This window comes from Micrococcus flavus (assembly GCF_014204815.1).
Classification (GTDB): Bacteria; Actinomycetota; Actinomycetes; order Actinomycetales; family Micrococcaceae; genus Micrococcus; species Micrococcus flavus.
Genome location: NZ_JACHMC010000001.1, coordinates 1,488,625 through 1,510,938, shown reverse-complemented (window position 1 = coordinate 1,510,938; position 22,314 = coordinate 1,488,625). Strand labels below are relative to the sequence as shown.

The following is a 22,314-nucleotide window of genomic DNA, read 5'->3' as shown; positions in this document are numbered from 1 at the left end:
GCAGATGGCCGAACTGACCATCAACGCCGACGATGTCCGCAATGCCTTGAACGACTTCGCGGCATCGTACGAACCGTCGGACACCGAGCGCACCGAGGTGGGCCGCGTCATCTCCGCGGCGGACGGCATCGCCCGGGTGGAGGGCCTCCCCTCCGTCATGGCGAACGAGCTGCTGCGCTTCGAGAACGGCATCCTCGGCCTGGCCCAGAACCTCGACGCCCGTGAGATCGGCGTCGTGGTGCTCGGCGAGTTCCAGGAGATCCGCGAGGGCATGGAGGTCCAGCGCACGGGGGAGATCCTCTCCGTGCCCGTGGGCGACGGCTTCCTGGGCCGCGTCGTGGACCCGCTGGGCCAGCCGCTGGACGACATGGGCCCGATCGAGGCCGAGGGCCGCCGCGCCCTCGAGCTGCAGGCGCCCACCGTGACCCAGCGCAAGTCGGTGCACGAGCCGCTGCAGACCGGCATCAAGGCGATCGACGCCATGATCCCGATCGGCCGCGGCCAGCGCCAGCTGATCATCGGTGACCGCCAGACCGGCAAGACGGCCATCGCCGTCGACACCATCCTGAACCAGAAGGCGAACTGGGAGTCGGGCGACGTGGACAAGCAGGTCCGCTGCGTCTACGTGGCCGTGGGCCAGAAGGCCTCCACGATCGCCGGCGTCCGCGCGACCCTCGAGGAGCACGGCGCCCTGGAGTACACCACGATCGTGGCCTCCCCGGCCTCCGACCCGGCCGGCTTCAAGTACCTCGCCCCCTACGCCGGCTCGGCCATCGGCCAGCACTGGATGTACGGCGGCAAGCACGTCCTGATCATCTTCGACGACCTGTCGAAGCAGGCCGAGGCCTACCGCGCCGTGTCCCTGCTGCTGCGCCGTCCCCCGGGACGCGAGGCCTACCCGGGCGACGTCTTCTACCTCCACTCCCGGCTCCTCGAGCGCTGCGCCAAGCTCTCGGACGAGATGGGCGCGGGCTCGATGACCGGCCTGCCGCTGATCGAGACCAAGGCGAACGACGTGTCGGCCTACATCCCGACCAACGTCATCTCCATCACCGACGGCCAGATCTTCCTGCAGTCGGACCTGTTCAACGCCAACCAGCGTCCGGCCGTGGACGTGGGCATCTCGGTGTCCCGCGTGGGCGGCGCCGCGCAGGTGAAGGCCATGAAGAAGGTCTCCGGCACGCTGAAGCTCGACCTGGCGCAGTACCGCGACCAGCAGGCGTTCTCCATGTTCGCCTCCGACCTGGACCCGGCCACCCGCCGCCAGCTCGCCCGAGGTGAGCGCCTGATGGAGCTGCTCAAGCAGCCGCAGTACTCGCCGTACCCGGTCGAGGAGCAGGTCGTGTCCATCTGGGCCGGCTCCAAGGGCCACCTCGACGAGGTCTCGGTGGAGGACGTGCTGCGCTTCGAGCGCGAGTTCATCGACCACCTGCGCCGCAAGGACGTCGCCCTCGCGGCGATCGGCTCGACCGGCAAGCTCGAGGACGACACGGTCGCCGCGCTGGAGCGCGAGATCGAGGCGTTCAAGAAGGGCTTCCAGGCCACCGGCCACGACGGTGTCGTCCCCGGCCACGAGGAGCACCGCGCGATCGGTCAGGACCAGGTCGCGCAGGAGCAGATCACCAAGCAGAAGCGCTGACCGACGGTCGGTGAGGAAGTGATCCGGCGTCGGACCCCACGGGGACGACGCCGGGCCGCCCTCCCGCCAGGGAAAGGACCACCATGGGAGCCCAGATCCGGGTCTACCGCCAGAAGATCGCCTCGACGACGTCGATGCGCAAGATCTTCAAGGCGATGGAGCTGATCGCCACGTCCCGCATCACGAAGGCACGCGAGCGGGTCAACCAGTCGCTGCCCTACGCGAACGCGATCACGCGGGCCGTCAGCGCCGTCTCCAGCCAGCACGACATCGAGCACGTGCTCACCACCGAGCGCGAGAACCCCACGCGGGCCGCCGTGCTCATCATGTCCTCCGACCGCGGCCTGGCCGGCGCGTACTCGGCCAACGTCCTGCGCAAGGCCGAGCAGCTGCTCACCGCCCTCCACGAGCAGGGCAGGGACGTGGACGTCTACGTGCTGGGCCGCAAGGCGCAGACGTACTTCGACTTCCGCGGCCGCGAGTACGTCGAGCTGTGGACGGGCCAGACGGACGCCCCCAAGGCCGAGCGCGCCAAGGAGATCGGCCGCACCCTCGTGGACGCCTTCCTCAAGGACACCGCGGCGGGCGGCGTGGACGAGATCCACGTGGTCTTCACCGAGTTCGAGTCGCTCGTGAAGCAGACCCCGCGCGTCATCCGGCTGCTGCCGCTCGAGGTCGTCGAGGAGGTCTCGGCCACCGCCGAGGACGTCCTCCCGCTCTACGAGTTCGAGCCGGACGCCGAGGAGGTCCTCGACGCCCTCCTGCCGAAGTACATCGAGTCGCGCATCTTCAACGCCATGCTCCAGTCGGCCGCCTCCGAGCTGGCCAACCGTCAGCGGGCCATGAAGTCGGCCGGTGACAACGCCACGAGCCTCATCAAGGAGTACACGCTCCTGATGAACAACGCCCGTCAGGCGGAGATCACCCAGGAGCTCACCGAGCTCATCGCGGGCGCGGACGCGCTCAACAACTCCTGAGCCCCTCGACTCATCCGACCCGCCATCCACACACGATAGAAGTGAGAGAGATGACTGCCACCTTCACCGACCAGGGCGCGGCACCCACCGCCGGCGCCACCGGGCGCGTCGCCCGCGTCATCGGCCCCGTGATCGACGCCGAGTTCCCGGCGAACGCCATGCCGGAGGTCTACAACGCGCTGACCACGCAGGTCACGCTCGCCGGCCAGACCCGCACCATCACCTTCGAGGTCGCCCAGCACCTCGGCGACAACATGGTGCGCGCCATCTCGCTGCAGTCGACCGACGGCCTCGTCCGCGGCGCCGACGTGCAGGACACCGGCGCCCCGATCTCCGTGCCCGTCGGCGACGTGGTCAAGGGCCACATCTTCAACGTGCTCGGCGAGAGCCTGGACATGCCGATCTCCGAGCTGGGCGTCCAGGAGCGCTGGCCGATCCACCGGCCCGCCCCGAGCTTCGCCTCCCTGGAGGGCTCCACCGAGATGCTGGAGACCGGCATCAAGGTGATCGACCTGCTGACCCCGTACATCAAGGGCGGCAAGATCGGCCTGTTCGGCGGCGCCGGCGTGGGCAAGACCGTGCTCATCCAGGAGATGATCACCCGCGTGGCCCGCAACTTCGGCGGCACCTCCGTGTTCGCCGGCGTGGGCGAGCGCACCCGTGAGGGCAACGACCTGTGGGTCGAGATGGACGAGGCGGACGTCCTCAAGGACACCGCCCTCGTGTTCGGCCAGATGGACGAGCCGCCGGGAACGCGTCTGCGCGTGGCCCTGTCCGCGCTGACCATGGCGGAGTACTTCCGCGATGTGCAGAACCAGGACGTGCTGCTGTTCATCGACAACATCTTCCGCTTCTCGCAGGCCGGCTCCGAGGTCTCCACGCTGCTGGGCCGCATGCCCTCCGCGGTGGGCTACCAGCCGAACCTGGCGGACGAGATGGGCGTCCTGCAGGAGCGCATCACCTCGACCCGCGGCCACTCCATCACCTCGATGCAGGCCGTCTACGTCCCCGCGGACGACTACACGGACCCGGCCCCGGCCAACGTGTTCGCCCACCTGGACGCCACGACCAACCTGACCCGTGACCTCGCGTCCCGCGGTCTGTACCCGGCGGTGGATCCGCTGGCGTCGACCTCGCGCATCCTCGACCCGCAGTACGTGGGCCAGGACCACTACGACACCGCCATCCGCGTGAAGCAGATCCTGCAGAAGAACAAGGAGCTGCAGGACATCATCGCGATCCTCGGCGTGGACGAGCTCTCCGAGGAGGACAAGATCACCGTGGGCCGCGCCCGCAAGATCGAGCAGTTCCTCTCGCAGAACACCTACACCGCCAAGCAGTTCACCGGCGTGGAGGGCTCCACCGTGCCGATCAAGGACACGGTGGAGGGCTTCAAGGCGATCGCCGACGGCGACGTGGACCACATCGCCGAGCAGGCCTTCTACAACGTCGGCGGCATGGACGACGTCGAGCGCGAGTGGGCCAAGATCCAGGCCGAGGGCTGATCCATGGCTGAGCTCGCAGTGGAGATCGTCTCCGAGGAGAAGGCCATCTGGTCCGGGTCGGCGTCCGCCGTCTCGGCGCGCACGATCAACGGCGAGATCGGCATCCTCCCCGGCCACACCCCGATGCTCGCCGTGCTCGGCGACGGCGAGGTCGTGGTCCGCACCACCGACGGCGGGACCGTCACCGCGCAGGCCCAGGGAGGCTTCTTCTCCGTGGACCACGACCGCGTGGTGATCGCGGCCTCTGCCGCCCAGCTGGGCGGTGCCGCGGCCTGACGCCGCGGACCGGCCGCTCGATCATGCAGGGTCCGGTGCTGCTTCTCGTGGCGGCGTCGGCAGTGCTCGCACTGCTGGCGCTGGCCGCCTGGATGCGGCACCGGACCCTCATGTCGTCTCCGGGGGCGTTCGACGGCGTCGTCGTGGGCGAGGGCGGCCGACGCCGTCGGGTGGTGGGGCGCTACGGGGAGGACCGGCTGTCCCTCGCGTCCCGGTGGCTGCCCGAGCGGACGTGCTGGTCGGCGCGTCGCTGGGACCTCGAGATCACCCGGGCGCCCGCGGAGACCGCCGGTCGCACGCGCCTGGAGATCGGCACCGCCGGCGCCGCGGTGACCCTCGAGGTGGAGGACGCCGTCGCCGGCGCGCTGCGCGCATGGTCCGAGTCCGGTCCCTCCCAGGCCGGGCACTCCTGGTGGCATCCGCCGGGCCGGGCCTGAGGGCCGAGCCGGCCACGGGTCACCCGGCCCGCCGCGCCCCCTCCGGAACGGTGAGGACCCGCACCCGCCCGCCGGCGGCAGGCCGACCGCGCCGCCGGCCAGGGCGGGGGAGTCACCGGCGTCCAGGCGGGGCGCGTCCGCCGCGGCGCGCACGGGCACCCGTGGCCGCCACGGCGGCGGAGACCAGGAGGATGCGGGGCGCCAGCCCGGGGTCCTCGAGGAGCTCCGCCAGCACCTCGTCGGCCACGTGCACGCCGTCGGCGATCAGCTCGAGGCGCGCCCGACCCTGACGGGCGGCGGCCAGGAGCGCGGGCAGGGGTCCCGGGTCGCGGTGATGGAAGGGGCGCATCGCGTTGAACAGGTGCGTCACCACGGGGGTGGGGTCGCCCGCGCCTCGGACGGCGTCGATCACGGCCTGGATCCGCCGGCCCGCCGCGGAGTCGGGCGGGCAGAGGACCTCCGGGGCGTGGGCCCCCGCGCGGGCGGGGGAGAGGAAGGGGCCCTCGAGGTGCGCCCCGGCCAGCAGCCCCCGCTCCCAGGGTCCGCGCAGCCGCTCGAGGGCCTCGGCCAGCGCCTCCGGGCCCAGGGCGGGCAGCGAGGCCAGGGTGCGGCCCACGCCGGCGGACCGCAGGGACCGCAGCCATCGGACCACCGCGTCCGGGTCGGCGGTGGCCGCGTCCACGCCTGTGCCCCCGTGGACGTGGTGGTCCATCAGGGTGGAGCTCAGACGCAGGGCGGGCACGGGGCGGGCACGGACCAGCAGGGCGCGGGATGCACGGTCCGCCGGGCCGGACCACACGAGGACGTCTTCGGCCCCGTCCTCCTCCGCCCACACGGCCGTCCACGGGACGGGGTCGGCTCCGGGGTCCGGGCCCACGAGCGGCGCGGTGGCGGCGACCAGCCCGTCCGGCGGCTCAGAACAGGCGGGACTCGGCATCGTCGACGCCGCGCATCGCGTCGTAGTCGAGGGTCACGCAGCGGATCCCGCGGTCCTCGGCCAGGGTGCGGGCCTGCGGCTTGATCTGCTGTGCGGCGAACACGCCGGTGACCGGCGCCAGCAGCGGGTCCCGGTTCATCAGCTCGAGGTACCGGGTGAGCTGCTCGACACCGTCGATGTCTCCGCGGCGCTTGAGCTCCACCGCCACCGCGTGCCCGCCCGGGCCCTTGGCGAGGATGTCCACGGGGCCGATCGCCGTCATGTACTCGCGCCGGACCAGGGTGTGGCCGTCCCCGAGGAGGCCGATCTGCTCGGCGAGCAGGCGCTGCAGGTCCGCCTCCACGCCGTCCTTCACCAGGCCCGGGTCCACGCCGAGATCATGGCTGGTGTCCGAGAGGACCTCCTCGAGGAGCACGGTGAGCCGGTCGTCCGACTTCTTCGCCTGCACCCGCCACACCTGCGCCACGCCCTGCGCGGCCTGCTCCTCGGAGGGCTCCTCGACGTGCAGCGTGGCGGGCGGGGACATCCAGTTCAGGGGCTTGTACGAGCCGCCGTCCGAGTGCACGAGGACGGACCCGTCCGCCTTGACCATCAGCAGGCGCGTGGCGGTGGGCAGGTGGGCGTTGAGGCGGCCCTCATAGGTGACGGAGCAGCGGGCGATGACGAGACGCACCGCCCCAGTCTAGGTGTACTGACCGGAGACGTTGATCGAGGATCGGCCGGTGACGCGAGATACTCGCTGCATGGGCGAGCTGCAGGTTGAAGAGGTCAGCGCAGACTTCGCGCGCCGATGGTGGAAGTCCCTGATGGCGAACGCGGTGGCGCTTGTGGAGGATGCCCACGCCCTGGCGGCCCGGGGCAGTGCCGGCCGGGCTCAGGCGCTCCTGGTGCTCGCGATGGAGGAAGTGGCGAAGGCACGCTGGCTTTACGAGGCCGCCGAGTGGGAGTGGAGTGCACCTTTGGGCCTCTACGGGGTGCAGCCTCACGAACCTGGCCTGGTTCGGGTTCCGGACGGCCTACGCACCACCCGCGCACCACATGCAGAAAAGCTGCAGGTGGCGGAGCAGTTTGCGTCAGGTCTGGGTGGCTTCTGGGACCCAGACCGTCGGATCGCGTACTACCAGTTGCCGGACTTGGAGACGTTCCATGGGTTGGCGCGGCAGCGGAACCTCGACAAGCAGGCTGGCTTCTATGTCGACCGTGCAGCCGACCGGATCTCCTCGCCGCTGGACATACCCGCCGGGGGGATCGTGGAGCAGATTCGTCGAGCGGCCAAGGTAGTTCAGATGCATCTGATCCAGGACCACACCCGCCAACAAGACGCCTCCGTTCCTAGCCGGATCGACTCGGCGGGGGATCTCCACTGGACGATCCTTCCCTACTCGGACCCCGAGTTCTTCACCCAGGAGCCGCCCGGCGTGGGCGTCGAAGCCGCCGAAGAGTAGCCAGCCGCTCTGAGTTTGGTGAGTGGCGGCTGGTTACCGCACGCGGTATGCGGTCGCACTTCGTTGTAGTGCCCCAGCCACGGCTCGAGCGCGTCGCGGCGTTCTTGCTCGCTGGTGTAGCAGCGGGCGTAGGCCCACCCGTCGGCCATCGTCCGGTGGAAGCGCTCCACCTTCCCATTGGTCTGCGGGCGGTACGGGCGGGTCCGTTTCGGCGTGATCGACAGGCCATGGCAGGTATCGCGCCACAGGTGCGAGCGGTACGCCCCACCGTTGTCCGACAGCACCCGCTCGATGGTGACGCCATGGCCGGCGAACCACTGCACCGCCCGGCGAAGGACGGCGACGGCAGTGATGGCGGTCTCGTCGTCGTGGACCTCGGTGTATGCGACGCGGGAGTGGTCGTCGATGACGGTGTGGACGAACGCGTACCCGAGTTTCAGGCCGCCGTACTGGTTGCGCGGCTTGCCTGGGGTGGCGGCGCGGTTCTTCTCGCCTTGGCGGCGGCCGACGTAGCGCCAACCGCCACCGTCAGGGATGTTCCCGACCTTCTTCACGTCCACGTGAACCAGCGACCCGGGGTGAGGGTGCTCGTACCGGCGGACGGGCTCACCGGTGGTGCAATCCACGTAGGACAACCGGTTCAGGCGCGCCGTGGTGAGGATGCGATGCACGGTGGACGGTGCGATGTCGAGTCGGGAAGCGATCTGAACGGGCCCTTCCCGCAGTCGCATTCGAAGGCTCACGCACCGCTTTGACACCGTCTTCGCGGTCTTGTTCGGCGACGTTCTTGGGCGTGACGACCGGTCCTGCATCGACTCGCCGGCCAGGTACCGGTCGACCCATCGCTTCACGGTCGGCCAGGACACCTGGAAGCGGGCGGCGACCTCGTTGATCGGCCACCCGTCCTCAAGAACGAGACGGGCGACCTTCAGGCGGTGACGTGGTGTCAGAGCCGCGTTGGCGTGGCTGATAAGTCCTCCTCAGAGCGGGAAGGCAGGCCACCCGAAGTGGCCTGCATCCCGGGCAATTCATGACGCGACTGCGAACGTGGAGCGGTCCGCCGCTGAGGGCTGGCCTGAACGACTCCGCCCAGTCGATGAACACAGCCGACTGTTCGACGCCGGTCAGTGGTCGACCTGAAATCCCGGCTGACCTGCATAGTCCTGCTGGCGTTGATCGAGGACCATGCGGATCTGGTCGGCGGCCCCCTCACCGAGGACCAGCCGCAGGGGTCCTTCCGATGCTGTGACGTGGGCAAGGATCCCCTCGGCGATGGCCTCCGGCGACGACCCGCCGCCCGTGGCCCCAGGCTCGCTTGGCCATGGCACGACAGCGGTTCCGAAGAGTCGTTCGCGCAGCTCGTCATACGCGGGAATTGGTGCACTGAACTGCATCCCCGAGGTGGCCCACTGGGTATTCATAGCACCGACCTCAACGAGGGTGACTCGCACACCCATCGAGCTCACCTCGCCCGCCAAGGATTCGGTAAACCCCTCGAGACCCCACTTCGCGGCGTTGTAGAGCCCGAGCAGGGGCATGGCACCGACTCCGCCGGTCGACGAGATCTGAACGATGTGACCACTGCCCTGGGCACGCATCAGCGGAAGAGCAGCCTGCGTGAGCCACAAGGGGCCGAGAAGGTCGACGTTGAGGATGGCCCTCGCTTCCTCCTCGCTGACTTCCTCAGTGGCACCGACGAGGCCATAGCCCGCGTTGTTCACCAAGACGTCTAGACAGCCCGCGGTCTCGTGACCTTTCAGAATGGCCCGCCGGCACTCATCCCGGTCGGCCGGGTTGAGCCGCACCACGCTCAGAGACGGGTGCTGCACAGGGAGCACGCCCCGCCGGCTCGTTGCAACGACGCGATCACCCACAGCCAGCACCCGGCGGGTCAACGCAAGGCCGAGGCCGCTGCTCGCACCGGTGATGAACCAGGTCTTCGGTGTGGTCATAGGCCCATTCAAGCACGTTACGAGACGGTGCGTCTCGTTTCTATACTGCTGGCATGGCCCGCCCTGCCACCGCCGCTCGCGTTCTTTCCGCCGTCCTGCGCCTCGCAGAGCGCGGCGGCCCGAACGCACTCACCATGGAAGGCGTCGCGGCCGAAGCCGGTGTCGGCAAGCAAACGCTCTACCGCACATGGCCATCGATCCATGCACTCCTGTTCGACGCCCTGGCGACGGAATCTGCCGTGTCCGAACCCGCCAGCAACTACCCCGAGCTCGTCGAGGCGCTGAAGGCGACCAGCGCCGAACTCGCGTCAGAACCGCGAGCCTCGCTGCTACGGATGCTGGCCGCCGCAGTCCAGAGCGACGCGGTGATCGCACGTCAGTTCCACACCGCACTTCTTCAGCGCCAGCAGCAGCAGTTCGCGCGGGTGGTTGCTGCCGACGGACTCGACAATCCCGAGCGAGCCACAGAGCTTCTGCTGGCCCCCCTCCTGTACCGATGGTTCCTCCGACTGCCCCCTCTCACCGACGGCGAGCTGGCAGACCACGTCGAATCCGTTCGACGCCTTCACCGGCCCGATTGATCAACATCCCCGGTCAGTACATCTAGGGGCGGGGTGCAGCGCGGCCCGTGTGCCAGCATGGGTGGCATGCCCCGCTCGAACCGCCCCCGCCGCCCCTCGGCCCCGCGCCGCGGGGGGCGCGCGGACGGCGGCACGCCGCGCCGGTCCCGCCTCGGTCCCGGCCGCGCCGACCCGCTCGAGCAGGCCCTGGGCTGGGACAGCGGGTACTCGCACCAGACGGGCGGCGACGGCGGCTGGCACGTCCGTGACATCCCCGCCTGGCGAGCCGTAAAGGACTACACGTGCCCGGGCTGCGGGCGGACCATCCGCCAGGGCCAGGCGCACCTGGTGGCGTGGCGCTCCGACTGGATCATGGGCGACGAGGACGCCGGGGCGGACCGTCGCCACTGGCATCCGGTGTGCTGGCGCACCCGCGCCTCCCGCTGAGGGGCCGGGGTCAGCGCTCGTCCTGGCGCGGGATGAGGACCTCGCGGACCAGGAGCAGGATCGCCGCCGCCGTCGGGATGCCCATGATGGCGCCCAGGGGGCCGAGCAGTGCGCCGCCGGCGATCACGGCGATCACGGCCACCGATGCGGGCACCGCCACGGTGCGGGCCATGACGCGGGGGGAGACGACGTACGCCTCGACCTGCAGGTAGAGGAAGTAGATCGCGGCGAACACGGCCGCGCTCTGCCACGACTCCAGCAGGCTCATCAGGGTCAACAGTGTGCCGCCGAGGACCGCGCCGACGAGCGGGATGAAGGCGAGGATCGCGGCGGCGAACGCCAGGAGCGCTGCGAACGGCGTGCCGGCGATCGACATCGCCAGGAAGGCGACCGTGCCGTTGAGCACCGCCACCACCGTCTGCCCCATCACGTAGTAGCCCACGGACGAGCTGATCTCCTCGCCGAGCACCTCGACCCGCCCGCGCTTCGAGCGCGGCGCCATGCGGTACACCCAGGACTTCACCTGCGGCAGGGAGGCGAGGAAGTACAGGGAGAGCACGACGACGATCAGCACCGAGAACGCACCGTTCAGCAACGTCTGGCCGAGCGCGACCAGGTCGCTGAACAGGGCGGCGCCGTCCGAGGTGATCCCCTCGACCTGCTGGTTCATGGCGTCCCGGATCCGGAACTGGCGGTCGAGCTGCTGGAACCACGGGGTCCCCATGACGTCCTCGACCGTCGCGGGCAGGCCGGTCACGAGCTGGGTCGACTGCTCCACGACCGTCGGCACGAGCAGGGCCACGATCGCGCCGGCCACGGCCGCCAGGCCCAGCGCCGCGGCGAGGACCCCCGCCCATCGGGGCGCGCCCCAGCGCTCGATGCGCCGCACCACCGGGTCGAGGCCGAGGGCGATGAACAGGGCGGCGGCGATCCACACGAGCAGCTGGCCGTTGGTCTGCAGCACCCACACCACGCTCAGCGCAAGCATCACCCCGGTAGCCAGCAGGAACCCCGTCGCCACGGGGGCGCGGACGGTCACGACGGGGGTGTCCTCGGCCGGCGGTGGGGCCGTGGGGTCGTCCGCGGGCTCGGCGGGCAGCCATGTGGTGTCGCGACGACGTACGAGCCCGCCCCAGCGCAGCCGTCGCCCCAGGCGCGCCGACAGGCCCGTCGGGCGGGTGCCCGGGCGGGACGAGGCCGGGCCGTCCATCGACACCGGGGCCGGCGGGACCTGCGTGGTCGCCGGGTCCGGGGCCGCGGGCTCCGGGCGGGGGGCCGCCGTCGACCCGGGGGCGCGGGCGGCGGTGTCCTCGGACGGCGCGGCGGAGCGCGAAGCGGGGCTGGTGGGGCGCTGACCTGGCTGCACGGCGCCAGACTACGCGAGGGGCCCGCGCACGCCGCGGGCGACCGGCGGCGCGGGGGACTACCGTGGTGACCTGGGACCGGGCCCGCATGCGGGCGCCTCGCCCGCCCGGGGCCCGAGACATCGCCTCCCGAGAGACAAGGAGCTCCTCGTGACCACTCAGCCCCCTTCGGCCCCCTCGCTGCGCGGCGCGGTGGATCTGTCCGCCCTGCGCACGCCGCAGCCCGCCGCCGACCCCGCCGTGCCCGCGGGCGCTCCGGCGTCGAACGCTCCGGGGGCCCCGCACGGCGCCGAGGGCGGCTCGTGGGTGATCCTCGACGCCGACCCGTCGCTCCTGCAGCAGCTCGTGCAGCTCTCGGCGCAGGTGCCGGTGCTGTTCCACCTGCACGTGCCCGGGGACGAGGTCTCCGAGGCCCTGTCCACGCAGTTCGCCGAGGCCGTGGACGCGCAGGCCGGCCGTCTCGTGATGGCCCGGCTCGACGTGGCGGCCGAGCCCCAGGTGCTGGCCGCGTTCGGCCTCGGCGCCGGCCCCGCCGTGGTCGCGGTGGTCGCGGGTCAGCCGGTCCCGCTCGTCAACCAGGAGGTGCCGGCCGAGACCCTCGACCGGCTCCTGGGGGAGCTGTTCGAGGTGGCGCGCCAGAACGGGGTGGCGGGCCAGGTGCCCGCCGTCGCCCCCGCCCGTGCCGCCGGCGGCGACGCCGCTCCCGCCGCCCCGACTGTGCCGGCCCGGCACCGCCCCGCGCACGACGCGCTCGCGGCGGGCGACCTGCCCGGCGCGGTGGCCGCATGGCAGGCCGCCCTGGACGAGAGCCCCGCGGACGACGTCGCCCGGCAGGGCCTGGCGGCGGCCCAGCTGATGCTGCGGACGCAGGACGCGGACGCCGCCGCCGTGCGCACCGCCGCGGCCGAGGCCCCGGACGACGTCGCCGCCCAGACTGCCGTGGCGGACCTGGACGTGCTCGGCGGCCACGTGGAGGACGCCTTCGCCCGTCTGGTGCGGTTCGTGGCCGCGCACCCGGGCGAGGACCGCGACGCCGCCCGCGCCCATCTGGTGGAGCTCTACACCGTGGTGGGCGGGGACGACCCGCGCGTGCAGGCCTCCCGTCGGAAGCTCGCCGCCGCCCTGTTCTGAGCAGGCGCGGGACGGGTCGCCCGCGGCGGGATCGGGCCACCGCGGATCTCCCCCGCACGGGGGAGGCCCCGGCACAGCCGGTTCTGTACCGTGGTGCCCATGCGTGCACAGGACTCCCCGGACCCGGACCTCGCCCTCGTCACCCGCGGGCTCGCCAAGCGCTACGGGGAGAAGGTGGCCCTCGCCGGGCTCGACCTCGAGGTCCCCGCGGGCTCGTTCTACGGCGTGGTCGGCCCCAACGGCGCCGGCAAGACCACGGCCCTGTCCATGGCCACCGGCATGCTCCGGCCCGACGCCGGGCGCGTGTGGCTGCACGGCGTGGACGTGTGGGCGGACCCGCTGGCGGCGAAGTCCCGCGTCGGCGTCCTCGCGGACGGCGTGCGCACCTTCGACCGGCTCACCGGCGCCCAGCTGATCACCTACGCGGGCCTGCTGCACGGGCTGGACCGGGCCGTGGTGGACGAGCGCACCGCGGACCTGCTGCGGGTCATGGACCTCGAGGACGCCGGGCGGAAGCTCGTGGTCGACTACTCGGCCGGCATGACCAAGAAGGTCACCCTGGCCGCCGCCATGGTGCACGCCCCGGACGTGCTGGTCCTGGACGAGCCGTTCGAGGCCGTGGACCCCGTCTCCGCCGCCAACATCCGCGACATCCTGCACGACTACGTGGGCCGCGGCGGCACCGTGATCGTCTCGAGCCACGTGATGGACCTGGTCCAGCGCATGTGCACCCATGTGGCCGTCATCTCCGACGGCGTCCTGCGGGCCGCCGGCACCCTCGAGGAGGTCCGCGCCGGGCGCGACCTCGAGGAGCGCTTCGTGGACCTCGTCGGCGGCCGGCACACCGGGGAGGGGCTGGCATGGCTCTGATCCTCACCCGCCTGCGCTGGGCGCTCACCGTCAACGGGTGGCGGAAGTCCACCCTGACGCTCGTGTTCTCCGTGATCGGCACCCTGTACTTCGCCGCCCTGGCGGCCCTCCTCGTCGCCGGCCTGGTCATGGGCCTGCCCGAGCTGGACACCGCCACGCGGGGGATCGTCACGGTGCTCGTCGGCTCCGCCGTCGTGCTCCTGTGGACGGTGCTGCCGTCCCTGGTCACCGGCGTGGACGCGACCCTGGACCCGTCCAGCTTCGTGCTCTTCCCCGTGCCCGCGCGCACGCTGGTGGCGGGGCTGCTCCTGTCCACCTTCACGACGCCGGTCGGCGCGCTCACGCTGCTGGTGCTGCTGGGCACGGCCGCCTCCTGGTGGGACACCCCCGCCGCGTTCGCCGTGGGAGCCGTGGGGGCGGTGCTGTCCGCGGTGACGGCGGTGGCGCTCGGCTACGGCGTGACCGGCCTGCTGAGCTCCTTCACGGGGCGACGCCGGGTGCGCGAGGCCCTCTCGCTCGTGGTGCTCGTGCCCCTGATGCTCGGCGGCGTGGCGTTCCTGCAGGTGATGGAGTCGATCGAGGACCTGTTCTGGCTCGGTCCGATCCTGGCCCGCGCCGCCGCGTGGAGCCCGTTCGGGTCGGGCCTGGCCGTCGGGGCGGCCGCGGCCGAGGGGGCGTGGGGCACGGTGCTGCTGCGCCTCGCGGTGGCCGCGGTGTGGGCCGTCCTGGCCCTGGCCCTGTGGCACCTCGCGATCCGCCGCACCGTGGAGCCGCGGGCCGCGGCCGGCTCGGCCGCACCGGCCCGTCGCGGCGGGCGCCCGGCGGACCTGCGGTGGCTGGGCCGGCCGGCCACCAGCGCCCGCACGGCCATCGCGGCCCGCTGCCAGCACTACTGGTTCGCCGACCCGCGGTACCTGGCCAGCCTGATGATCATCCCGCTGCTCCTCGTGCTGTTCTGGTTCATGTCCACCACGGTGGGCGGGGACGGCCTGGGCCTGCTCCTGCTCATGGGCCCGGTCACCGCGTGGGCCCTGGGCTACTCGCTCTCGGCGGACATCGGCTACGACCACACCGCCTTCCACCACCACGTGCTGGCCGGTGTCCGGGGCGCGGACGACCGCTGGGGCCGCGTCCTCGGCCTCTTCGGCTGGGGGCTGCCGCTCGTCGTCGTGGTGACCGTGGCCACCCTGGCCGCGGACGGCGACTGGGCGCTGCTGCCCGCGATGCTGGGCGCCTCGCTGGGCCTGCTCGGCGCGTGCACCGGGCTGTCCAGCCTGATCTCGGCCCGGTGGGTCTACCCCGTGCCGAAGCCGGGCGACAGCCCGCTGAAGACCCCGCAGGGCGCCGCGGCGCGCACGGCCATCGTGCAGGGCGTCTCCCTGGTGGCCACCGGCGTGCTCGCCGTGCCGATGGCCGTGCCGCTCATCGCCTTCCTGGCCACCCGGGCGAGCGTGTGGTCCTGGGTGACCCTCGTCGTCGGCGTGGCGTGGGGCGTGCTCGCCCTGGGGCTGGGCGTCCGTTGGGGCGCGGCCTGGTACGACCGCGTGCAGGCGGAGACCCTGCAGGCCGTGAAGGCGTGGTGAGGGGTCGGTAGGATCGGGGGCATGAGCATCTCCGATCCCCTCCAGGCCGATCCGCTGTCCCCCTCCGGCGGGGGCACCTCCGTGCTGGAGCGCGCAGAGCAGCTCCAGGACGTCGAGCCCGGGGACCACGAGCGCTTCGCGCACTACGTCCGCAAGGAGAAGATCATGGAGTCGGCGCTGTCCGGCGAGCCCGTGATCGCCCTGTGCGGCAAGGTGTGGGTGCCGGGCCGGGACCCGAACAAGTTCCCCGTCTGCCCCCTGTGCCAGGAGATCTACGACGGCCTGCGCGACCCCCAGGACGGCGACGACGCCGGCTCCGGCGGCGGCAGGCGCGGCGGGTTCTTCGGTCGCGGTCGTGGCTGAGGGCCGCTCCGAAACGAGCGGCGCCCCCACCCCGGACGGCATCCAGCCGGACCTGTTCCACGTCGGCGAGGACCTCCCGCCGGCGTTGCCCGAGCGCGCCGCGTGGGGCACCGCCCCCAAGCTGCGGCAGTGGCAGCAGGAGGCCCTGGAGAAGTACCTGCAGGAGGCCCCCCAGGACTTCCTCGCGGTGGCCACCCCGGGCGCGGGCAAGACCACCTTCGCGCTGCGCGTGGCGAAGATCCTGATGGACTCCGGGGTGGTGCAGCGGCTCACCGTGGTGGCCCCCACGGACCACCTCAAGCGGCAGTGGGCGGACAACGCCGCCCGCGTGGGCCTGGCGATCGACCCGAACTTCAAGAACGCCGACGGGCGCCACGGGGCAGAGTACCGCGGGGTCGCCCTGACGTACGCGCAGGTGGCGAACAAGCCCGTGCTGCACCGCAACCGCACCGAGGCCGCCAAGACGCTCGTGATCCTGGACGAGATCCACCACGGCGGCGACGCCCGCAGCTGGGGCGAGGGCATCCGCGAGGCGTTCGAGCCGGCCACGCGGCGGCTGTCCCTCACGGGCACCCCGTTCCGCTCGGACGACGCCTACATCCCGTTCGTCCGCTACGAGCGCGGCGAGGACGGCTTCGAGCGCTCGACGGCCGACTACACGTACGGTTACGGCCCGGCCCTGCGGGACCACGTGGTGCGGCCCGTCATCTTCCTGGCCTACTCCGGCCAGATGCGGTGGAAGACCTCCACCGGCGAGGTCATGGAGGCCCAGCTCGGCGAGGCCGCCACCAAGGACATCACCGCCTCGGCCTGGCGCACCGCGCTGGACCCGGCGGGCGAGTGGATCCCCTCGGTGCTGCGCGCCGCGGACCGGCGGCTCACCGAGATCCGCCGCGGCATCCCCGACGCCGGCGCCCTCGTCATCGCCTCCGACCACGAGGACGCCCGCGCCTACGCGGCCCAGCTGCAGGCGCTCACGGGCCAGGCGCCGGCCGTGATCCTCTCGGACGACAAGGGCGCCTCGGACCGGATCGAGGAGTTCGCCGCCTCGGACGAGCGGTGGATGGTGGCGGTGCGCATGGTGTCCGAGGGCGTGGACGTGCCCCGGCTGTGCGTGGGCGTCTACGCCACGAGCACCTCCACCCCGCTGTTCTTCGCCCAGGCCGTGGGACGCTTCGTGCGCTCGCGGCGGCGCGGCGAGGTGGCCTCCATGTTCCTGCCCTCCGTGCCGCAGCTGATGCTGCTGGCCAACGAGATGGAGCTCGAGCGGGACCACGCCCTGGACCGCCGCGAGGGCGCGGTCGCGGTGGAGGAGCTCGAGGACCTCTCGCAGGCCCCCGAGGAGGACCTGATCGCGGAGGCCAACCGGGCCGAGCGCGGATCGGAGACCCTCACGCGGGCCTCGTTCGAGGCCCTCGAGTCCCGCGCCAGCTTCGACAAGGTCCTCTTCGACGGTGGCGAGTTCGGCCTCGGCGGGGACGTGGGCTCGGACGAGGAGCTGGACTTCCTCGGCATCCCCGGCCTGCTGGACGCCGAGCAGGTCTCGGAGCTGCTGCGCCAGCGCCAGGACGAGCAGATCCGTCGCAAGCCCGCCGCCGCCCCGCAGGAGGGCCGCGACGTCGTCGACCACCGGCGCATGAAGGAGCTGCGGGCCGAGCTGTCCAAGACGGTCTCCGCGTGGTCCGCGCGCTCCGGCCAGCCGCACGGGGTGATCCACAACCGGCTGCGCGAGGTCTCCGGCGGCCCCGCCGTGGCCCAGGCGTCGAAGGAGCAGCTGGAGAAGCGCCTGGAGACGCTGCGCGGGTGGTTCGTCGGGCGCCGGTGAGGGCGGCGGGCCGTCCGGCGCCCGCCGGGCTCAGTCGCCCGCGCGCAGCAGCGCGCCGGCGGCCTCCATCTCGTGCAGGGCGGCCTGGGAGGCGGCCTCGTCGACGCCGGCCACCAGGTCCGTGCGCACGGTCACCTCGTAGCCGGCCTCGAGGGCGTCGAGCACGGTGGCGCGCACGCAGTGGTCGGTGGCCAGGCCCACCACGGTGAGGGCGTCCACGTCGGCCTCGCGCAGCCAGTCGTCCAGGGAGGCGCCGTCGTCGGCCGCGTGCGCGGCCCCGCGGGTGGCGCCGTACGGGCCGGCCGGAGCGGAGTCCTCCTCGCCGGAGCGGACGGTGTCCGGATCGCCCTCGGCGCCGTCGAAGCCGGAGTAGCCGTCGGCGTGCTGGCCCTTGAGGAACTCCGCGTCGATCTCGAGGTCCTCCGCGGACAGGTCCGGGTGCAGCTCGGCGCCCGGGGTGCCGGCCACGCAGTGCACGGGCCAGGAGCGCACGTAGTCCGGCGCGGCGTCGCGGTCCTCGAGGGAGGCGGCGGCGAAGTGCCCGGCCGGGTCCACGTGCCAGTCGCGCGTGGCGACCACGGCGGTGTACCGGTCGCGGGCCTCGTTGACATGGTCGGCGATCGCGGCGGCGACGGCGGCGCCGCCGGTCACCGCGAGGGCGCCGCCCTCGCAGAAGTCGTTCTGCACGTCCACGATCACGAGGGCGTGGTTCTGCTCGGTCATGTCAGTCCTCCTGGAAGATCGTCGGGATGAGGGCCTCGCCGGGCTGCAGACGGGCGGCGGCCCGCGGCAGCTCGGCCAGGGAGGCGGCGTGGCGCTCCGCGGCGCGGGTGACGGCCTCCGGTCCGGTCCAGCCCTCCAGCAGCTCGCCGTCCTGGACGAAGGTGTGCAGCAGGGGGCGGTCGTCGGCGTCGGCCTCGGGGGAGCGGTTGACGCCCACCAGCTCGGCCACGGCGCGCCCGCGGGCGTCGCGGCGGCGGACGGCGTCCTTGCGGCCGCCGTGGGACGTCTTGCCCGAAGAGGCCTTGGCCACGTCCACCCAGGCGCCGTCGTCGCCCTGGCGGGCCACGAGCTTGTAGACCATGGAGGCGGTGGGGGCGCCGGAACCGGTGACCAGACGGGTTCCCACGCCGTAGGAGGCCACGGGGGCCGAGCGCAGGGACGCGATCGCGTACTCGTCCAGGTCGGAGGTGACCATGATGCCGGTCTCCGTGTTCCCCAGGGAGTCGAGCAGCTCGCGGACCTCGTGGGCCTGCTGGACGAGGTCGCCGGAGTCCAGGCGCACGTTGCGCAGCTCGGGGCCGGCCACCTCGACGGCGGTGCGCACGCCCTGCTCGATGTCGTAGGTGTCCACGAGGAGGGTGGTGTCCCGGCCCAGCGCGGCGACCTGAGCCTCGAACGCCGCGCGCTCGGAGTCATGCAGGAGGGTGAAGGAGTGGGCGGCGGTGCCGACCGTCTTCACGCCGTACCGGCGGCCGGCCTCCAGGTTGGAGGTGGCGGCGAACCCGGCGATGACGGCGGCGCGGGCGGCGGCCACGGCGGCCTCCTCGTGGATGCGGCGGGCGCCCATCTCGATGCACGGGCGGCCCTGCGCCGCGGAGGTCATGCGGGAGGCCGCGGAGGCCACGGCGGAGTCATAGTTGAGGATGGAGAGCAGGTACGTCTCCAGGATGCAGGCCTCCGCGAAGGTGGACTCGACCTGCAGGACGGGGGAGTGCGGGAAGTAGGCCTCGCCCTCGGCGTAGCCCAGGATGTCCCCGGAGAAGCGGAAGTCCGCGAGCCACTGCAGCGTGGCGTCGTCCACCACGGAGTGGTCGGCGAGGAAGTCGATCTCCGGGGTGGAGAACCGGAACCGGGAGAGGCCCTCGAGCGCGCGGCCCGTCCCGGCCACCACGCCGTACCGGCGGCCCTCGGGCAGGCGCCGCGTGAACAGCTCGAACCGGCTGCGCCGCCGGGCCGTGCCCGCCCGCAGGGCCGCCTGCAGCATGGTCAGCTCGTAGTGGTCGGTCATCAGCGCCGTCGGGATGCGCCAGTCGTCGGCGCATGCGTCCGCGGCGGGGGAGGTGCGGGGGGTGGTCTCGGTCACCGCGCCAGGCTATCGGACGGGTCATGCGACGTCAGGCCCGCTCCGCTTCCGTATGCTGGACCGCATGTCCCGCCCGTCCGCCCGCGCAGCCGCCCGTCCGTGGACCGTCCTGGCCTCACACGGGGCGGAGGAGTCCGGGGGCACGGACACCGCCCTGCTGGAGCGTCCGCGCGAGGACCACGGGCTCGCCCGTCCCTGGCACGTGGTGGTGTGGAACGACCCGGTGAACCTGATGAGCTACGTGGCGTACGTGTTCCGCTCCCACTTCGGCTACTCCGCCGCCCGCGCGAAGACCCTCATGCTCGAGGTGCACGAGAGAGGCCGGTCCGTGGTGTTCACCGGCGGGCGCGAGGTGGCCGAGGGGCACGTGAACGCGATGCACGGCTACGGCCTGTGGGCCACCCTCGAGCAGGCCGAGGACTGAGGGGGCCGAGGATGGCACAGCGATTCCGCTGGACGCGGCGCGGCTATGTGGCGGAGCTCGAGAAGGCCGAGGTGCGCCTGCTGCGCGGCCTCGTCAAGGACGTGGTGACCCTCCTGGAGAACCGGCAGGACGAGGTCCTCCCGGAGACGCCCGCGCCGGCCGAGGACGCGGTCGGCCCGGCGTCGGAGCCGCAGGGCGACGTCGCCCCCCGCCCGGACGCGCCGGCCGAGGACGGCCACGACGCCGCGTTCTGGGCCCTCGTGGGCGGGATGGAGCTGGGCGCGGAGTCCGCCGAGGAGCGTCCGGCGCCGCAGGACCCGGCGGTGGCGCGGCTGCTGCCGGACTCCATGCCCCACGCGGACGAGCACGAGCGGGCCCGGCAGCGCGCCCTCACCGAGGACGCCCTCACCGCGGCCAAGCTCGACGACGCCCGCCGCGCCCTGGAGGCGCTGCGCTCCACGCGGGTCACCGTGCCCCATGACCAGGCCCCCTCCTTCGGGCGGGCCCTGAACGACGTGCGCCTCGTGCTGGCCGTGCGCCTCGGGATCGAGACGGACGACGACGCCCGCCGCGTGCACGCGGTGGACGACTGGCGCCACGCGCAGGACGTGGAGACCACCATGGCGCTGCTGTACAACTTCACCACCTGGCTGCAGGAGACCCTGATGGACGAGATGCTGTCCGAGCTGCCCGAGGACCCCCGGGACACGGGCGCGGAGGGGCCGGACGCATGAGCGGCCCGACCTCCCCCCCGGCCACCGGGGCCACGGCGGCCTCGCCGATCGGCATCTTCGACTCCGGCGTCGGCGGCCTCACCGTGGCGCGCGCGATCATGGACCAGCTGCCCCACGAGCCCGTGATGTACGTGGGGGACACCGCCCATGCACCGTACGGGCCGCGCCCGATCGCCCAGGTCCGGGCGCTCGCGCTCGGGATCATGGACGAGCTCGTGGAGGCCGGCGTCAAGGCGCTCGTGATCGCGTGCAACTCCGCCTCGGCGGCCGTGCTGCGCGACGCGCGGGAGCGCTACACCGGCCGGCTCGGCATCCCCGTCGTCGAGGTCATCCAGCCGGCCGTGCGCCGGGCCGTGGCGGCCACGCGCAACGGGCGGATCGGCGTGATCGGCACCCAGGCCACCGTGGGCTCCCGCGCGTACGAGGACTCGTTCTCCGCGGCCCCGCACCTGCAGGTGGTCTCCGCCGCGTGCCCGCGCTTCGTGGAGTTCGTGGAGGCCGGGATCACCACCGGCCCCGAGCTGCTGGAGACCGCCGAGGAGTACGTGGCCCCGCTCCAGGCGGCGGGCGTGGACACCCTGGTCCTGGGCTGCACCCACTATCCGCTGCTCACCGGCGCCCTGTCCCTGGTGATGGGCGACGACGTCACCCTCGTCTCCTCCGCCGAGGAGACCGCGAAGGACCTGTACCGGGCGCTCGTGCGGCACGGCCTGGAGCACCCGCACTCGGCCGCCGGGTCCGCCGCGGCCCCGCAGCACCGGTTCGCCGCCACGGGCGACCCCGAGCACTTCCAGGCGCTCGCCCGCCGGTTCCTCGGACCCGAGGTCGGGCGGGTGCAGCGGATCGACACGGTGCGGGAGCGGTACCCCACCGCGGCGCTGACGGCGCTGACCCCGGACGTGCTGGCCCGGCTGCGGGCCGAGATGGAGCAGGAGGGCGCCCAGTGAAGCTGACCGTCATCGGGGCCTCGGGCTCCTTCCCCGGGCCGGGCTCGCCCGCCTCGTGCTACCTCGTCACCGCCGACGGGCCGGACGGCGACGGCGGCACCCGCCCCTGGCGTGTCCTGCTGGACCTGGGCAACGGATCGCTCGGCGTGCTCCAGCGGTACATCGACCTCGAGCAGCTCGACGGGATCCTGCTCTCCCACCTGCATCCGGACCACTGCATGGACCTGTGCGGCCTGCACGTGGCCGTGCGGTGGAACCCCGCCGGCTGGCACGCCGGCCGGATCCCCGTGTACGGGCCCGCCGCCACCGCCACGCGGATCGCCGAGGCGTACGGGATGGAGCCCGAGCCCGGCATGCACCCGGACTTCGACTTCCGCACGTGGCGGCCGGGCCGCACGGAGCGGCTCGGCCCGTTCCGGATCACCCCCCACTCCGTGCGCCACCCCATCGACGAGGCCTACGCGCTGCGCCTCGAGGTGGACGAGCCCGGGGAGGACGGCGCCCCCGTCCCGCGCGTGCTGACCTACTCCGGGGACACGGACACGTGCGAGGGCCTCGTGGCGGCCGCCCGGGGGGCGGACGTGTTCCTCTGCGAGGCCGCCTTCCAGGAGGGCCGGGACGACCACATCGACGGCGTCCACCTCACCGGCCTGCGCGCCGGCCGGATGGCCGCGCAGGCGGGGGCGAGGAAGCTGTTGCTGACCCACCTGCCGGTCTGGAACGACCCCCAGCAGGCGGCCCTCGAGGCGCGCCGCGCGTACGAGGGGCCGCTCGCCGTCGCCGTGGCCGGGCTGAGCTACGGCGTCTGAGGC

Annotated in this window: 24 protein-coding genes; 17 read left to right on the top strand and 7 right to left on the bottom strand. The window is 72.8% G+C overall.

All coding sequences use genetic code 11. The features are described from left to right. Positions 1–4: 4 nt before the first annotated feature. The 5 genes from atpA to BJ976_RS06975 all read left to right on the top strand — a co-directional run bounded on the left by atpA (position 5) and on the right by BJ976_RS06975 (position 4,834). The gene (atpA, locus tag BJ976_RS06995; protein ID WP_135028538.1) at positions 5–1,639 is read left to right on the top strand and encodes a F0F1 ATP synthase subunit alpha; all 1,635 of its coding nucleotides are present in this window, start codon (positions 5–7) and stop codon (positions 1,637–1,639) included. Positions 1,640–1,722: 83 nt separating this feature from the next. Then, positions 1,723–2,616, top strand: coding sequence for a F0F1 ATP synthase subunit gamma (locus BJ976_RS06990; RefSeq protein WP_135028219.1), 894 nt, complete (start codon positions 1,723–1,725; stop codon positions 2,614–2,616). Positions 2,617–2,666: 50 nt separating this feature from the next. Further along, on the top strand, positions 2,667–4,121 hold the full coding sequence (gene atpD / locus BJ976_RS06985) for a F0F1 ATP synthase subunit beta (RefSeq protein ID WP_135028217.1): 1,455 nt from the start codon (positions 2,667–2,669) through the stop codon (positions 4,119–4,121). A 3-nt stretch (positions 4,122–4,124) separates the two neighbouring features. After that, on the top strand, positions 4,125–4,397 hold the full coding sequence (locus BJ976_RS06980) for a F0F1 ATP synthase subunit epsilon (protein WP_135028216.1): 273 nt from the start codon (positions 4,125–4,127) through the stop codon (positions 4,395–4,397). Between the two features lie 35 nt (positions 4,398–4,432). Beyond that, positions 4,433–4,834: a DUF2550 family protein gene (locus BJ976_RS06975; protein WP_167736887.1), complete on the top strand. Its 402-nt coding sequence runs from the start codon at positions 4,433–4,435 to the stop codon at positions 4,832–4,834. Between the two features lie 112 nt (positions 4,835–4,946). On the opposite strand, the gene BJ976_RS06970 is transcribed toward BJ976_RS06975, so the two are convergent. Both BJ976_RS06970 and nucS read right to left on the bottom strand, forming a co-directional pair. Then, positions 4,947–5,771 carry a hypothetical protein gene (locus BJ976_RS06970; RefSeq protein ID WP_135028211.1) on the bottom strand — a complete coding sequence of 275 codons (825 nt, stop codon included), beginning with the start codon at positions 5,769–5,771 and terminating at the stop codon, positions 4,947–4,949. After that, a complete protein-coding gene (nucS, locus tag BJ976_RS06965; protein ID WP_135028209.1) occupies positions 5,749–6,444 on the bottom strand; it encodes an endonuclease NucS in 696 nt (231 codons plus the stop codon). Before nucS ends, BJ976_RS06970 begins: the two co-directional genes overlap by 23 nt. Positions 6,445–6,514: 70 nt before the next feature. Between nucS and BJ976_RS06960 the strand changes: the two genes are divergently transcribed. Next, complete coding sequence (locus tag BJ976_RS06960; protein WP_135028207.1) at positions 6,515–7,216, top strand: AbiV family abortive infection protein; 702 nt, start codon at positions 6,515–6,517, stop codon at positions 7,214–7,216. On the opposite strand, the gene BJ976_RS06955 is transcribed toward BJ976_RS06960, so the two are convergent. Together BJ976_RS06955 and BJ976_RS06950 are read right to left on the bottom strand one after the other, a co-directional pair. Beyond that, positions 7,150–8,187, bottom strand: coding sequence for an IS481 family transposase (locus BJ976_RS06955; RefSeq protein ID WP_135028205.1), 1,038 nt, complete (start codon positions 8,185–8,187; stop codon positions 7,150–7,152). The two genes, BJ976_RS06960 and BJ976_RS06955, sit on opposite strands and share 67 nt — an antisense overlap. Positions 8,188–8,340: 153 nt before the next feature. After that, complete coding sequence (locus BJ976_RS06950; RefSeq protein WP_135028203.1) at positions 8,341–9,168, bottom strand: SDR family NAD(P)-dependent oxidoreductase; 828 nt, start codon at positions 9,166–9,168, stop codon at positions 8,341–8,343. Between the two features lie 53 nt (positions 9,169–9,221). On the opposite strand from BJ976_RS06950, the gene BJ976_RS06945 reads away from it, so the two are divergent. Beyond that, positions 9,222–9,749: a TetR/AcrR family transcriptional regulator gene (locus tag BJ976_RS06945; RefSeq protein WP_135028201.1), complete on the top strand. Its 528-nt coding sequence runs from the start codon at positions 9,222–9,224 to the stop codon at positions 9,747–9,749. Between the two features lie 66 nt (positions 9,750–9,815). Continuing rightward, positions 9,816–10,175 (top strand): Rv1322 family protein, encoded by a 360-nt coding sequence (locus BJ976_RS06940; protein WP_135028199.1) that lies wholly within the window; start codon positions 9,816–9,818, stop codon positions 10,173–10,175. Between the two features lie 10 nt (positions 10,176–10,185). Here BJ976_RS06940 and BJ976_RS06935 read toward each other — a convergent pair whose 3' ends face one another. Continuing rightward, positions 10,186–11,541, bottom strand: coding sequence for an AI-2E family transporter (locus tag BJ976_RS06935; protein WP_229667110.1), 1,356 nt, complete (start codon positions 11,539–11,541; stop codon positions 10,186–10,188). A 148-nt stretch (positions 11,542–11,689) separates the two neighbouring features. On the opposite strand from BJ976_RS06935, the gene BJ976_RS06930 reads away from it, so the two are divergent. From BJ976_RS06930 to BJ976_RS06910, 5 genes are all read left to right on the top strand, one after another. After that, on the top strand, positions 11,690–12,670 hold the full coding sequence (locus BJ976_RS06930; protein WP_229667108.1) for a co-chaperone YbbN: 981 nt from the start codon (positions 11,690–11,692) through the stop codon (positions 12,668–12,670). 99 nt (positions 12,671–12,769) lie between these two features. Next, positions 12,770–13,540 (top strand): ABC transporter ATP-binding protein, encoded by a 771-nt coding sequence (locus BJ976_RS06925; RefSeq protein WP_135028197.1) that lies wholly within the window; start codon positions 12,770–12,772, stop codon positions 13,538–13,540. Beyond that, positions 13,531–15,123, top strand: coding sequence for a Tat (twin-arginine translocation) pathway signal sequence (locus tag BJ976_RS06920; RefSeq protein WP_135028195.1), 1,593 nt, complete (start codon positions 13,531–13,533; stop codon positions 15,121–15,123). Before BJ976_RS06925 ends, BJ976_RS06920 begins: the two co-directional genes overlap by 10 nt. A gap of 21 nt (positions 15,124–15,144) precedes the next feature. After that, positions 15,145–15,486, top strand: coding sequence for a DUF3039 domain-containing protein (locus BJ976_RS06915; protein WP_135028193.1), 342 nt, complete (start codon positions 15,145–15,147; stop codon positions 15,484–15,486). After that, positions 15,479–17,311 carry a DEAD/DEAH box helicase gene (locus BJ976_RS06910; RefSeq protein ID WP_376698714.1) on the top strand — a complete coding sequence of 611 codons (1,833 nt, stop codon included), beginning with the start codon at positions 15,479–15,481 and terminating at the stop codon, positions 17,309–17,311. Before BJ976_RS06915 ends, BJ976_RS06910 begins: the two co-directional genes overlap by 8 nt. A gap of 30 nt (positions 17,312–17,341) precedes the next feature. On the opposite strand, the gene BJ976_RS06905 is transcribed toward BJ976_RS06910, so the two are convergent. Then, the gene (locus BJ976_RS06905) at positions 17,342–18,034 is read right to left on the bottom strand and encodes an isochorismatase family protein (protein WP_135028191.1); all 693 of its coding nucleotides are present in this window, start codon (positions 18,032–18,034) and stop codon (positions 17,342–17,344) included. A 1-nt stretch (position 18,035) separates the two neighbouring features. Beyond that, positions 18,036–19,322: a nicotinate phosphoribosyltransferase gene (locus BJ976_RS06900; RefSeq protein ID WP_135028530.1), complete on the bottom strand. Its 1,287-nt coding sequence runs from the start codon at positions 19,320–19,322 to the stop codon at positions 18,036–18,038. Between the two features lie 139 nt (positions 19,323–19,461). On the opposite strand from BJ976_RS06900, the gene clpS reads away from it, so the two are divergent. Genes clpS through BJ976_RS06880 form a run of 4 tightly spaced genes read left to right on the top strand, consistent with a single transcriptional unit; the run spans position 19,462 to position 22,311 of the window. After that, on the top strand, positions 19,462–19,821 hold the full coding sequence (gene clpS, locus BJ976_RS06895; protein ID WP_376698713.1) for an ATP-dependent Clp protease adapter ClpS: 360 nt from the start codon (positions 19,462–19,464) through the stop codon (positions 19,819–19,821). Between the two features lie 11 nt (positions 19,822–19,832). Further along, positions 19,833–20,555, top strand: coding sequence for a DUF2017 family protein (locus BJ976_RS06890; protein WP_135028187.1), 723 nt, complete (start codon positions 19,833–19,835; stop codon positions 20,553–20,555). Then, complete coding sequence (gene murI / locus BJ976_RS06885; protein ID WP_135028185.1) at positions 20,552–21,502, top strand: glutamate racemase; 951 nt, start codon at positions 20,552–20,554, stop codon at positions 21,500–21,502. Before BJ976_RS06890 ends, murI begins: the two co-directional genes overlap by 4 nt. Next, entirely contained in the window at positions 21,499–22,311 is an 813-nt protein-coding gene (locus BJ976_RS06880) for an MBL fold metallo-hydrolase (RefSeq protein WP_135028183.1), read from the top strand. The genes murI and BJ976_RS06880 overlap by 4 nt, the downstream gene beginning before the upstream one ends. Positions 22,312–22,314 lie beyond the last annotated feature (3 nt).